Annotated in this window: 14 protein-coding genes; 2 read left to right on the top strand and 12 right to left on the bottom strand. The window is 69.2% G+C overall.

Going from position 1 to position 12,274, the window contains the following annotated elements:
- Window positions 1-66 precede the first annotated feature (66 nt).
- On the bottom strand, window positions 67-537 hold the full coding sequence (locus ACFWP7_RS17475; protein ID WP_384382366.1) for a hypothetical protein: 471 nt from the start codon (window positions 535-537) through the stop codon (window positions 67-69).
- Window positions 534-971, bottom strand: coding sequence for a helix-turn-helix domain-containing protein (locus ACFWP7_RS17470; RefSeq protein WP_384382364.1), 438 nt, complete (start codon window positions 969-971; stop codon window positions 534-536). The genes ACFWP7_RS17475 and ACFWP7_RS17470 overlap by 4 nt, the downstream gene beginning before the upstream one ends.
- Between ACFWP7_RS17470 and ACFWP7_RS17465 the strand changes: the two genes are divergently transcribed.
- Window positions 970-1,449: a zinc-binding dehydrogenase gene (locus ACFWP7_RS17465; protein ID WP_384382362.1), complete on the top strand. Its 480-nt coding sequence runs from the start codon at window positions 970-972 to the stop codon at window positions 1,447-1,449. The two genes, ACFWP7_RS17470 and ACFWP7_RS17465, sit on opposite strands and share 2 nt — an antisense overlap.
- A gap of 305 nt (window positions 1,450-1,754) precedes the next feature.
- On the opposite strand, the gene ACFWP7_RS17460 is transcribed toward ACFWP7_RS17465, so the two are convergent.
- Window positions 1,755-2,072 carry an SDR family oxidoreductase gene (locus tag ACFWP7_RS17460; protein WP_384382360.1) on the bottom strand — a complete coding sequence of 106 codons (318 nt, stop codon included), beginning with the start codon at window positions 2,070-2,072 and terminating at the stop codon, window positions 1,755-1,757.
- Window positions 2,073-2,116: 44 nt separating this feature from the next.
- Here ACFWP7_RS17460 and ACFWP7_RS17455 point away from each other — a divergent pair, with 44 nt between their 5' ends.
- Window positions 2,117-2,242 carry a hypothetical protein gene (locus ACFWP7_RS17455; protein ID WP_384382358.1) on the top strand — a complete coding sequence of 42 codons (126 nt, stop codon included), beginning with the start codon at window positions 2,117-2,119 and terminating at the stop codon, window positions 2,240-2,242.
- A gap of 2 nt (window positions 2,243-2,244) precedes the next feature.
- On the opposite strand, the gene ACFWP7_RS17450 is transcribed toward ACFWP7_RS17455, so the two are convergent.
- The 9 genes from ACFWP7_RS17450 to ACFWP7_RS17410 all read right to left on the bottom strand — a co-directional run bounded on the left by ACFWP7_RS17450 (window position 2,245) and on the right by ACFWP7_RS17410 (window position 12,241).
- Window positions 2,245-3,120: an amidohydrolase family protein gene (locus ACFWP7_RS17450; protein WP_384382356.1), complete on the bottom strand. Its 876-nt coding sequence runs from the start codon at window positions 3,118-3,120 to the stop codon at window positions 2,245-2,247.
- Window positions 3,121-3,134: 14 nt separating this feature from the next.
- Window positions 3,135-3,947, bottom strand: coding sequence for an HpcH/HpaI aldolase/citrate lyase family protein (locus ACFWP7_RS17445; protein ID WP_384382354.1), 813 nt, complete (start codon window positions 3,945-3,947; stop codon window positions 3,135-3,137).
- Window positions 3,948-3,965: 18 nt separating this feature from the next.
- A complete protein-coding gene (locus tag ACFWP7_RS17440; protein WP_384382352.1) occupies window positions 3,966-5,168 on the bottom strand; it encodes a DUF5624 domain-containing protein in 1,203 nt (400 codons plus the stop codon).
- Window positions 5,169-5,290: 122 nt separating this feature from the next.
- The gene (locus ACFWP7_RS17435; protein ID WP_384382350.1) at window positions 5,291-6,391 is read right to left on the bottom strand and encodes a hypothetical protein; all 1,101 of its coding nucleotides are present in this window, start codon (window positions 6,389-6,391) and stop codon (window positions 5,291-5,293) included.
- A 71-nt stretch (window positions 6,392-6,462) separates the two neighbouring features.
- Complete coding sequence (locus tag ACFWP7_RS17430) at window positions 6,463-7,194, bottom strand: ABC transporter ATP-binding protein (RefSeq protein ID WP_384382348.1); 732 nt, start codon at window positions 7,192-7,194, stop codon at window positions 6,463-6,465.
- The gene (locus ACFWP7_RS17425) at window positions 7,191-9,023 is read right to left on the bottom strand and encodes an ATP-binding cassette domain-containing protein (RefSeq protein WP_384382346.1); all 1,833 of its coding nucleotides are present in this window, start codon (window positions 9,021-9,023) and stop codon (window positions 7,191-7,193) included. Before ACFWP7_RS17425 ends, ACFWP7_RS17430 begins: the two co-directional genes overlap by 4 nt.
- On the bottom strand, window positions 9,020-9,904 hold the full coding sequence (locus tag ACFWP7_RS17420; protein WP_365430740.1) for a branched-chain amino acid ABC transporter permease: 885 nt from the start codon (window positions 9,902-9,904) through the stop codon (window positions 9,020-9,022). The genes ACFWP7_RS17425 and ACFWP7_RS17420 overlap by 4 nt, the downstream gene beginning before the upstream one ends.
- Complete coding sequence (locus tag ACFWP7_RS17415) at window positions 9,904-11,127, bottom strand: amino acid ABC transporter substrate-binding protein (protein ID WP_384382344.1); 1,224 nt, start codon at window positions 11,125-11,127, stop codon at window positions 9,904-9,906. The genes ACFWP7_RS17420 and ACFWP7_RS17415 overlap by 1 nt, the downstream gene beginning before the upstream one ends.
- 436 nt (window positions 11,128-11,563) lie before the next feature.
- On the bottom strand, window positions 11,564-12,241 hold the full coding sequence (locus ACFWP7_RS17410) for a GntR family transcriptional regulator (RefSeq protein WP_384382342.1): 678 nt from the start codon (window positions 12,239-12,241) through the stop codon (window positions 11,564-11,566).
- Window positions 12,242-12,274: the final 33 nt, after the last annotated feature.

Genomic DNA, 12,274 nt, shown 5'->3' with positions numbered 1-12,274 from the left:
CGGCGGCGAGGGGTCTCGGTCGGAGCGCGTCATTCCGGAGTTGTGGCCTGGGCCTTCCTGACCGTCTCAGTCGAGGGACGCGGAGCTTCCGTCCTGCTTGACGGTGAGGGTCGGCAGGCCGGTGCGGGCGGGTGTGCCGCTCCTGGGTTCGTCGGACGTGCCGACCGTCAAGGACCCGAGGAGGGCGAGGGAGCGGGCGGAGTCCGATCCCGGTTCGGCGTGGTGGACGACCAGGATTTGGCCGTCGGTCCCGGTGACGGCCAGTTTCTCGCGGTACAGGTCGAGGTCGCCGACCTCGGGATGGTGCAGGCGGCTCCGCGCGCCCTCGCCTCGGCGCACGTCATGGCGTGCCCACAGGCGCCGGAAGCGGTCGCTCTTGAGGGACAGCTCTCCGACCAGTGCGGCCATGCGGGGGTCGTCGGGCTCGGCTCCCGCGACGGCGCGCAGTCCGGCGACCACGGCTACCGTCGCCGTCGCCCAGTCGGTGTGGAGTTCCCGTTCCCGTGGGTCCAGGAACGCCGCGCGCAGCCGGTTCACGCCCGGGCGAAGTTCGGGGAGAGCGCACGGGCGATCGGGTTCGCGGCGAGGACGTCGAGGTACTTCCCCTGCATGATCGTCGGCATCTGCAGCTGGTCGAGCAGGAGCAGGATGCTCGTCGGTACCTTCTCGGGCTTCGGTCGGGGGGCCTTGCCTGACCGGGCCTGGGCGAGGCCGATCATGTAGGCCGTCGCGTCGGTGTCCAGGTGCAGGACGCTCGCGAGTGCGTCGAGGACCTGGACCGAGGGGTGGCGGTCGCGGCCCTGCTCCAGCCGGAGGTAGTAGTCCGAGCTGATGCCGGCGAGCATCGCGACTTCCTCCCGTCGCAGGCTCGGCACACGACGCAGCCCCGTGCCCCGCAGCCCGACGTGCTCCGGCTGAACCAGCTCCCGCCGGGCGCGCAGGAATTCACAGAGTGCATTCGTGCTGTCCATGACGACCACGGTAGGCCGGATTTCCCTCGCGGTGCAGCTGCTGTGCCGCGCGGGAGTCCGCGTCCTCGCCGTCGCGGGCAGCGCCAACCAGAACTGGCTCGCCTCCCTCGGGGCGGAGCCGGTGGTGTACGGCGACGGCCTTGAGGAGCGGCTGCGCACCAGGGCGCCCAACGGCGTCGACGCTTCCATCGACGCCTTCGGCGATGGCTACGTCGAACTCGCGATCAAGCTGGGCGTCGCCCCCGTACGGATCAACACCGTCGTCGGCTTCCTCGGCGCGCGGAGGTTCGGGACCAGGAGCGACGGCGGCATGGCTGCGGCCACCGCGGAGGTTCTCGCCGAACTCGCGGCGATGATCGCAGCCGGTGAACTCATCGTCGAGATCAGCGCCACGTTCCCCGTCGAACAAGTCCGGGAGGCGTACGCGAAGCTGGCCGAACGGCACACCCGCGGCAAGATCGCCCTGCGGATGCGCTGACCGTACCCCGGCCTCGTCCGTCAACTATGCAGAGACAGCGGAGCGTTGGGACAGTCCTTGAACTCGACGGTGGTGAAGACCAAGGTCGTGGGACCCGTGTTCTCCAGGTCGTGGAGGAGGTACTGGCCGGACCGGAAGGTGAAGTGCCGGGTGTCGCCCGGCTGGTATTCGACCTCCCGGGTGGTGCCGTCGTCGGTGTGCCGGCGACAGCACCACCCGGATCATCAGTAACAGGGGCAAAGAGTCCTACCGGACCTGGAGGCCACGAACCCGAACCGGGCTCTACAAGGAAGGTGATGGGCGGCTCACGCGAGGCGTCTGACGCCGTCGACGTGCAGCACGGTGCCGGTGGCGTACGGGTTGGTGAGAGTGAACAGCACCGCCTGGACGACATCGTCGGGGGTGCCGACGCGGCGGGCCGGGTTGCGGTCGGCGACCTGGCGCAGGGACGCCTCCTTGCCGGCGCTCATGCCGTCCCAGGCCCCTGAGTCGACGGTGCCGGGCGAGACGGCGTTCACCCGCAGCGGGGCGAGCTCCACCGCGAGCGCCTCGACGAGGAAGGCCAGCGCGCCGTTCGTGGTGGCCATCACCACCCGGCCGGGCGCGGGCCGCCATGCCGCCACACCGGAGAAGCTGCTTGCGGCGGCACGTGTCCTGGAGCGGCGCGATGTCTGATCGGGCCCACCGCGCCGTGTGGCTGCTGATCGCGCTGATCACCGTGCCGGCGTTTCAGGCATGCGTCCCGGCGGCCGACGGGCACGCCCGCAACGCCACGCTCCTACGGCGCCCCTGACGTCAGTCCGTGTAGAACAGGCGGGCAGGGGAGTCGACGAGGATCCGATGGCGGTCGGCCTCGTCGGGTGCCCAGTCGGCCAGCAGGTTCAGCAGCTCGCCGGTGTCCCGTTGGCCGTCGATCAGGTGCGGCCAGTCCGAGCCCCACACCAGGCGGTCGGGGCGGGCCGCGACGAGGGCCCGGCCGAGGGGTTCGACGGAGGACAGCGGCTTGTCCTTGGCGATGCGGTACGGCCCGGAGAGCTTGATGTAGCAGCTCCCTCCGTCGAGGACGCGCACCAGACGGTTGAAGTCCTCCTCCGTCAGCCCGTCCGACTCCTTCATGTATCCCATGTGGTCGATGACGAAGGTGTCTTCGAGGTCGCCGAGGAACGGCAGCAGATCCCGTACGACGGTCCCGGGTGTGTAGAACTGCAGATGCCAGCCGCGCGGCCGCGCACGGTCGGCCATCCTGCGGACGTAGGCGATGAGGTCGGCGATCGGCCAGTCGGCGCGGGCGAACAGGTCGAGGCGGATCGCCCGTACGCCCAGCTGGTGGTAGAAGTCGAGTTCGGTGTCGGGGGTGTCCTCCTCGATGCGCACCACACCCCGGCAGCGGGAGCCGACCTTCTTGAGCACGTCGACGAGCAGGCTGTTGTCCGTGCCGTAGTAGGTGGGCTGCACGAGGACCATGCGTTCGATGCCGAGCCGCTCGGTCAGGCGCAGGTACTGCTGGAGGGTCCCGTCCGGGAACGAGTACAACCGGTCGCGCACGTGCGCATAGCCGGGCTCGAAGACATGGAAGTGCGTGTCGCAGCTGTCGGGGGGCACCTGGAACCGCGGCAGCGTATTGCTCTCGGCGGCCCGCATCGGCGACGGCTCGGGCAGTTCTGCGGTCATGGGTCGGTCCGTCCTTACTCTGAGCGGGTCTGCTGGGTGAGCGGGGCGAGTGCCTGCTGGGCGTGGGCCTGCGCGGCCTCGAAGAGAAGTGCCGTGTCGGTGCCGGTCATGCGCAGTGAGGAGACGCCGAGCGGGACGAGCGCGTCCAGGATCGTCCGGTCGCCGATACCGCCCAGGATCATGAGCTTTCCGTGCTTCTGGCAGGCGTCCGCCAGGGTCTTCACCGCGTCGTGGACCCGTGGATCGCCGTACTGACCCGGCACTCCCAGCTCCGCGGTGAAGTCGTTCGCGCCGAGGGCGAGCATGTCCACGCCGTCCAGCGCGGCGATTTCCTCCGCGTTCGCGACGCCGTCCGGTGTCTCCAGGAGGATCTGCACGATCGTGGCGTCGTCGAGCGCCTGGTTCAACTCCCGTGTGGGCGTGGGGCGCATGCCGAGCTGAGGGACCATGTTGGTCTGCGAGCGCTGTCCGCGGGGGGCGAAGCGGCACGCGCGGGCGACGTCACGCGCCTGCTCCACCGTCTCGATGCGCGGCGCGATGATCCCGTGGGCTCCGCCGTCCAGGAGGCGGCCGATCATCCCGTACTCGCGCTCGGGCACCCGGACCAGAGCCGTGAGCCCGAGACTGTCGGCGGACGCGCACAACTGGGCGGCGACATCGATCGACATGGTGGAGTGTTCGAGGTCGACGAGGATGCTGTGGTGGCCGGTCGAGCGGGCGATGTGGACGACGTCAGTCGTGCGGCTGCCGCGGATGGCCAGCACGAGGGTGGGTTCGCCGGCGTGCAGGCGTTCCAGGAACCCGCCGGAGAAGGGGTGTTGGGGCATGGGGGAGTCGCTTTCTGGTCAGGCCGCCGCGGAGACGGAGCCGTAGGCCGGGTAGGGCTCGTCGTCGAGGCCGGGGACGGTGACGGTGAGGGGGTTGTTGCCGTGTTCGATGAGCTGCTGTGCGGCGTAGTCGGTGACGGCGCCGGACAGCAGTTGGCGGGGGTCCTCCATGACCAGGCGCAGCCGGGTGACGAGGGTGAACCAGTCCTTGGGCGAGCGGATACGGGGCTGTTCGGTGATGACCTCGTCGGCCCTGGTGACCGTCCGCTCGCCCAGCAGCCCGGCACGGTCGTCGCCGGGGGAGAACGCCGGATAGCCCTCGAACATGGCCGCGCCGAGCTCGACCGTCACCCGGGTGCCCGCCCACAACTGACGTAGCACCGGCTCCAGCGCCGTGACCTCACTCAGGTCTCCGCCGACGGGTGTGGCGAACCCGGGTGCGTGCGGGGCGATGTAGAGGCGTTCCAGCGGCAGCGTGTGCCGCGAGGCGGCCAGTACGGTGCCGGCGACACCGTTCGTACGCCAGGTCACCCCGGCGGTGGGGCGCCCTATCTGCCCGACGACGACCACCATGGTGCGGGCCCAGTCGATGTCCTGGCCGTCGCACCAGGCGATGAGCCGGTGCGCGTTGTCCATCCCGACCAGGAAGAACGTGGCGACCATGATCCGGTTGAAGGACACCGCGAGGTCCGGGCCGTCCTCCAGGTACTCCTCGCGCAGCGTCCGGTGGTTGAGGCAGGACGAAGGCTCGGCCAGCACACGCACGAGATACCGCTCGGTGACGGCACACGCGTAGTCGACCATCGTCGCGATGGCCTCCTCCCGGCCCCGGTGGGAGACGGCCGCGATCCGGTCGCGCCACAGGGCCGTGCTGTTGGCCGCACGCGAACGCCGTAGCCGGTGCAACAGCTTCTCGGCATCGGCCCGCCATACTCCGCCGGGGTCGTGGCCGTAGAGCTCGACGAGCGAGGCCAGGGCCGTGCCCAGATGTGAGACGGCGGCCAGTTCCTTGAAGCCGCGGTTGCTCAACCGGTAGGCCAGGACGGTCGGCGGCCGGCCGTCGCCCGGGTACAGCGCCATGTCCGCCCCGGTCACCACGAGCAGCGGATCCCGGGCATGAGCCCGGGCCGCGGCTGCGCGCAGATGCGCACCGATGGAATCGGGGCCGGCCGTGTATGCCGTGAACAGGTCGATGAGTTCGGGGCTCTCGTGATCAGACATGTCGGTCTCTCTTTCGCAAGGCTTCGCAAGACAAGGGGCCGACGCGGCCAAGTGAGGCTTGGCCGGCTGTTGCGCGGGCCTCAGTCCGTCAAGCAGGGTTTGGTCGGCCGTCGGCTCGGGCTTCAGTCCGTGAAGCGGTAGACGCGACTTTCGGCGGCGAAGCGCAGCTCGGCCGTCAGGGCGTTGGTCTGCACGATCAGCGGGCCCGGGGCGCTGTCCAGCACGGCGAGGTCGGTGCCGCCCGTCGTGGGGAACTCCTCGACGACGTCCAGCCGGTCCCCGTCCCACCGGTAGATCTGCGACAGCAGGGCGGACGTGGGATCGGCCCGAGGGCCCTGGATGAAGTTGACCCGGATCACATAGAGCCCGCGGGCGGTGCGTACGACGGCGAGCTCCCGCGCGCCCGCCCCCGCGAGCTTCTGGTGCTCCACGAACCGGTCCGCCCCGGCATCCCAGCGCAGCACCCGCGAACCGTCGTCGATACACGCCACCACCAGGTACGTACCGCTGCCGCCGGGGTCGTCGAAGGTGGCGAACGCCCGGCCGGCGGCTGTGGCGAGGTCCTGGTGGGGGACGAACTTCGCCCCGTCCCAGCGGTACAGGACGCTCGGCACGACATGGTCGGCGTGGGCGAGCATGGTGTGCCCTCCCGCAGTGAACAGGTGCCAGTTGTACGCCCACTCGGACGGGATGTCCTGGAAGTGCGTGAAGCGTGTGCCGTCCCAGGTGTGGATGACGGACGGCCGGTTCTGCTCGGTGTGTTGGGGGAGCGCGACTCCCTGGGCCAGCGCGAGGAAGTGCCGGCCGTCCACGGTGAAGTACCGCCACTGCTTCGCGGCGAAGGAGTCGAAGGTCTGGAAAGGCACGAACCGTGTGCCGTCCCATTCGAAGACCGTGGACGGGACGGTGTAGTCGTAGGGCCCGGCTCCGGTGCGGATGCTCGCCACCGCCAGGAAGTCCCGGTCCCCGATGGTGAAGGACTCGGCGTCCTCCCCGCCGGGCGCCTCCAGGCTTCCCCACGGCTCGAACCGGTCCCCCTCCCGGCGCAGCAGCAACAGCTCGGTCTCGCTGTCGCCGCCGTTCATATGGGCGGGCGTACCAGGGATGTCGTAGGCCAGTTGGGGGATCGCGAGCAGCTCGAGACCGCCGACGTGGACCGGTTGTGCGGCGCGGGCCCCGGAGGTCGGAATCGTCTGGATCAGGCTCAGGTATGTGCTGGTCATGGCAGCCTTCCGGCGCTAGCAGAGCTACTTCTCATCGGCGTGTACGCGCTGCCGCGGCCCAAGTGGCGTACTCATGACGCCTCTTGCCTGGGAGCGGCTCCGAAGAACAGCTGGGCCATGTCCGGGTCGGCGAGCAGCGCGTCGGCGGCGCCGGTGTGCAGGACGCGGCCGCCTTCCATGACGACCGCGTGGTCGGCGAGGGTGAGGCCGAACCGTACGTTCTGTTCGACCATCAGGACGGTGACCCCTTCCTGGTTGAGCGTGGTGACGGAGTCGGCGAGCTGTTTGGCGGCCTTGGGGTCGAGGCCGAGCGTCGGCTCGTCGAGGAGGACGACCCGGGGGCGCAGCATGAGGGCGCGCGCGAACTCGACGGTGCGGCGCTGACCGCCGGACAGGGACGCGGCCTTGTCGTCGGCGCGCTCGGCGATGAGCGGGTAGAGCTGGGTGATCTCCTCGTACCGGCGTCGGTTGCGCTCGCGTTCCTTGCGGTTGACGTAGGCGCCGAGCATGACGTTCTCGCGCACGGTCAGGGACGGGAACAGCCCGTGGTGCTGGGGTACTTGGACGACTCCGCGGCGCAGGATCTCCGCGGGGGAGTGCCCGCCGATCTCCTCGTCGCCGAGCAGGACCTGGCCCCCGCGGGGGCGCAACAGCCCGCTGCACGCTTTGAGTACGGTCGACTTTCCTGCCCCGTTGGGGCCGACGATGCAGGTGATGGCGGATTCGGCGGCGGTGAAGTCGACGCCGCGCAGGATGTCGCCGGCGCGTCCGTAGCCCGCCACCAGATTCCTGAAGGTGATCACGAGTTGGCTCCCGTGGTGGCCGGGGTGTTGCCCGGGCCCGGCGTGTGGTCGCCGAGGTAGGCGTCCAGGACGGCGGGGTCCTGTTCGATCTGTCCGGGCGGGCCGCTCGCGATGACGTGACCCTGGGCCAGGACGTGGATGTGGTCGCACAGCGACAGCACCAGCGGCATGTTGTGCTCGACGATCACCACGGTCGTTCCGGCTTCGTTGAGCTTGCGGACGATGCCGCTGAGCCGTTCCACGAGTGCCGGGTTGATGCCGGCGGCCGGTTCGTCGAGCAGCAGTATCTCCGGCTCCAGCATCAGGGCCTGGGCGAGTTCGATGAGCTTCTGCTGTCCGTACGACAGGTCGCCCGCCCGGTGTTCGGCGTACGCCTCCATACCGACGAAGTCGAGCCACTCGCGGGCCCGCGCCGCCTCCTTGCCGCTGATCGCCGAGGCGGCAAGACCCGCGGTGGAGAACGTACGGCTGGGCACGGCGAGGTTCTCCACCGCGGTGAGTTGGGGGAAGACCCTGGTGGCCTGGAAGGTACGGGCAAGTCCCGCGTGGGCCCGCTGCCAGCGCGGCAGCCGGTCGATGCGACGCTCGCCCAGGTGGATGCTGCCGCTGTCGGCCGGGAGGCTGCCGTCGAGGAGGTTGAACACCGTTGTCTTGCCCGACCCGTTGGGCCCGATGAGTCCGGTGATCGAACCGCGCTCGACGGTGAACGAGCAGTCGTCGACGGCGTGTACGCCGCCGAACGCCTTGCTCAGGTCCGCCACGCGCAGCAGTTGACCCTGCGCCGTCGTGGGGGTGCGGTCACGGACCACGGCGGCCGGAGGCAAGGTGTCGGGAACCGCGGTCAGCCGGGTGCCGGCCACCGCCTGCGGGCCGGTGCGGCGCCGACGGGCCACCCAGGCGGCGCCCTCGGTGAGCATGCCCTTGGGGAAGAACAGGACGATCGCCGCGAGCAGGGCACCGTAGATGATCAGGCGCCACGAACCGGCGTCCGGGCCGCTGAGGGTCTGGTTGGTGAGCTGGTTGAGCGACTCCAGCAGGAACGCGCCGAGGACCGGTCCCCACAGCGTGCCCACCCCGCCGAGGTGCGCGGCGAGCACGATCTGCATGGCGATGACGATGTCGAACATGGACGCCGGTTCGAGGAAGGCGATGTAGTAGGCGTAGATGCCACCGGCGACACCGATCGGGAAGGCGCTGGCCGCGAACGCGAACATCTTGTAGCGGTCGGTGCGCAGCCCGATGCCGTCCGCCTTCGACTCGTCGTCGCGGATCGCCATCAGCCCGATGCCGAACTTGGAGCGGCGGATCGCCCACGAACCCCACATGGTCAGCGCGAGCAGTGCCAACAGGTAGTAGTAGAAGGGCCAGTTGAGATACGTGCGGTCCCAGGTCGGCAGCGGCAGCGCGAGCCCGTGGTTGCCATTGGTCAGCGATCCCCAGTTGGACACCAGCAGCGCCGTGAACTCCAGGAAGGCGAAGCTGATGATGACGAAGGCGATGCCGCGGGTCCGCCGGCCGACCAGACCCAGGACGAGGGCGGAAGCCGCCGCGACGACACCGCCCACCGGCGCGGCCAGCAGCGGGGAGATGCCGGTGTGGATGGACAGCAGGGCGGTGGTGTAGGCGCCGACGCCGAGGAAGGCGCTCTGCCCGAGCGAGATGTAGCCGGTGTAACCGGAGATGATGTTCCAGCCGGAGGCCATGACGGCCAGCAGGAACGCCATGATCGCCATGTTCTGGACATAGGCGTTGTCGTTGACGAGCGGGAGGACGGCGAGGCCTGCGGCGGCGAGACCGATCCCGTACGCCCGCAGGCGGTTGATGGTCATGCGCGGCTCATGTCCTCTCGCAGGCGGGTGCCGAGCAGGCCCTGCGGGCGGACCACGAGCACCAGGATGATGGCCAGATACGGGACCGCGGCCGCCCAGTCGGGCGCCACGTAGGTGGAGGTCAGGGACTCGGCGACGGCGATGACCAGGGCGCCGAGCACACTGCCGGGCAGGCTGCCCATGCCGCCGAGCACGATGATGGCGAGCGTCAGCCCGATCCAGTGGTCGGCCGAGCTCGGCATGAACGGGTACAGCAGACTCAGCAGCGTCCCGCCCGCGCCCGCCGCCGCCACGCCGAGCGCGTAGGCGGCGGCCCACACGGAGCGGACCTCGATGCCGATGAGCCGGGCGCCCTCCGAACTGGACGCGGTGGCCTGGATGGACCGGCCCAGCCAGGTGTGGCGCAGCAGCAGATACAGACCGGTGAGGACCACCGCGGCGACCAGGCAGGCGTACACCTGGGCCTGCGGAAACTTCAGCCCCAGTGCGGAGAAGGAGCGGTTGGCGTAGCCGGGGGTGACCGACTTCGGTTCGTTGCCCCAGATCAGGGCTATGACGCCCTTGGTGACGAGGGTGAGGCCGAAGGTCGTCACCAGCGCCATCGAGGCGTCGGTGGTCCGTGACCGCTCGATGAAGATGTAGTACGTGGCCCAGCCGACGACCAGCAGACACGGCGTCGTGATGAGCACCAGGAGCAGCGGGTCGATGCCGGTGGCGTTCCACAGCGAGTACGTGAGATAGGCGCTGAGGATGAGCATGCCGCCCTGGGCGAGGTTGACGACCTTCATCACGCCGAAGATGAGGTTCATGCCGGAGGCGACCAGCGCGTACACACCGCCGACCAGCAGGCCGAGCACCAGAGCCTGGAAGAACGTACCCACTACGACCACCCGGGCTTGGGGTTGACCGCCTTGTCGACGGTCTTCTGGCCCGCCGGGGCGACGAACTCGAACTTCCCGTTCTGCCACTGGGCGAGCAGCATGTTGCCGTCCGGGACCCCGCGCTCGTCCCACTTCAGCGGGCCCACGATGGTCTTCACGGTGTGCGAGTGGAGCCAGTCGGCCAGCTTGTCCTGGTCGAGACTGCCCACGCCCTTGACCGCGGCCTCCAGCACCTGGCCGGCCGTGTACGCGTTGGCGGCGTCGTCGCCCGGCGCCGATCCGTAGGCCTTCGTGTACGCGGCCACGAACTCGGCGTTGCCCGTGTAGTCGGCCTTCGGGCTCCAGGCGGCCGAGGTGAAGATGCCCTCGGTGTTCGCCGCTCCGATCGCCTTGGGATAGGACCCGATGAGGCTCGGTGCGTTGGTCTGGAACATCATCTTGGGGCTGAACTGCTGCTTCTGCAGCGCCTTGACGAAGCCCGCGCCGTCGTTGGCCGCCACAGCGCCGTGAATGATCAGGTCGGGCTTGGCCCGTGCCACGGCGCTGGCGATGGAGTCGAAGTTGACGGTGTCCGGCGCGTACTTCTCGCTGTAGACCGTGTTCACACCGAGCTTGGTGAGTTCCTCGCGGAACTCCTCGACGGTGATGTCGGTGTTGGGGTCGTCCTGGGTGGGATAGGCGGCGGTCTTCGGCCGTTGGGCGGCCGGCAGCGACTTGACGTACTGCACGAACTGCTCGGGCAGGTCCAGCGAAGTGCTGGGCTGCGCGAAGAACAGGTAGTCGTAACCGCGGTTGAAGATCTCCTCGGCGCCGCCGGAGGGCTCGACGTAGAGCATCTTGTTGCGCTCGGCCACGGCGGAGGCGGGCAGGTTGAGCTTCGACGAGAAGGTGCCGAGCAGCAGGTCGGAGCGTTCCTGGCTGATGAGGCGGTGGTAGTTGGTGACGACGGTGTTCTGGTCGAAGCCGTCGTCGAGCACCTTCAGTTCGACGTCGCGGCCCAGCAGCCCGCCGTCGGCGTTGAGCTGGTCGAGCCACACCTTGTAGCCCTCGTACGCGGGCTTGGAGGCATCGGCGACGGGGCCCGACAGCGGCAGTGAGGCACCTATCTTGATCGCTCCGCTGCTCGAACCCGACCCCGATCCGCACGCGGAGGCGAGCAGCAGCACCGCCGCCGTCGCACTGAGCAGGGCTGAGTGTCGTCCGCTTCGGCCGATTCCTGGCATGACATTCACCTCAAGTTGGTGATCGTGATGGCGGTTCACGTGGACAGCCCCGCGGACCGGTGCCGTGCCGAATGACACGGACCCGGACGGAAGGCGCCCACCGGAAGTGGTGACGGCTCGTCAAATGCCGCTCCGGAGGCGACCGTTGGCGCCTGTTCCTGACGCCTGTCCCGGGTGCGTGGAACGTCTCCCCAGGTGTGCGGGCGACGCCCGACCGTGGGCGGTGACGGCTGGGGCGCCCGTAGGCACCCTCGCCCTTGATGTGCAATGTATACATTGCACATCAAGGGTCGACAAGGGATCGGACAAGGGTTGCCGCAAAAAGCTCTACTCGCCGGTAGGTATGGGTTCCGGCTGTGTGAACGCGTCCGGTTCGCCGACCGCGATGGCAAATCGGCGCGGTGCCGTGACGGCAGGACAGGCGCGTACCGCTACTTCAGTGGTGACCTTCTCCGTACATCTCCGCCGCCTCTCGTGCGTGCTCGGCCGCGGCGGCCTCCGCCTTCGGCGGGTCGCCGTCGACGATGGCACTGACGATCGTGTCGTGCTGGCGGGGTGTCAGGTCCTTGCGCCGGTTGATGTTACTGAGGCTCACGATGGCGAACCTGGCCCAGATGCGGTCGAGCGTGTCCTCCAACAGAGGATTGCCCGAGAGGCGGGCCAGCATCATGTGGAAGTCGAGATTCGCGCGCCAGGCCCCTGCCGGGTCGTCGGCCTCGGCCTGCTCCTCCACCCGGCGCGAGGCCTCCTTGAGCCCGCTGAGCTGCGCGGGGGACAACTGGCCGTCGCGCTGTGCGGTGGCGGCGAGCTTGGCGGCCAGCGCGTCCAGCGCGCCCTGCAGTTGCGTCGCGTGCAGCATCTCCTGCGCGGAGAGTGAACTGACCACCACACCCCGCCCCGTCGAGGTCACCAGGCCGTCGCTCTGGAGTCGGCGCAGCGCCTCGCGGACCGGCGTCCGGCTCATGCCGAGATCGTCACAGATACCCAGCTCCGTCAGCCGGTCGCCGGGCGTGTAGTGCCCGTCGATCAGCCGCTCACGCAGCCGCCGGTAGGCGAGTTCGGCTTGGTTGTGCAGCCCTGGACGTTCTTCGGGACGGGCACCGGAAGAGAGCATGTAAAACGTATACATTGCATTCAGTCATGGGGG

It is taken from the genome of Streptomyces sp. NPDC058470, assembly GCF_042721055.1.
In the GTDB taxonomy this organism is placed as follows: domain Bacteria; phylum Actinomycetota; class Actinomycetes; order Streptomycetales; family Streptomycetaceae; genus Streptomyces.
Note: the sequence above shows the minus strand (reverse complement) of the source record. Positions and strands in the feature narration are given on the sequence as shown.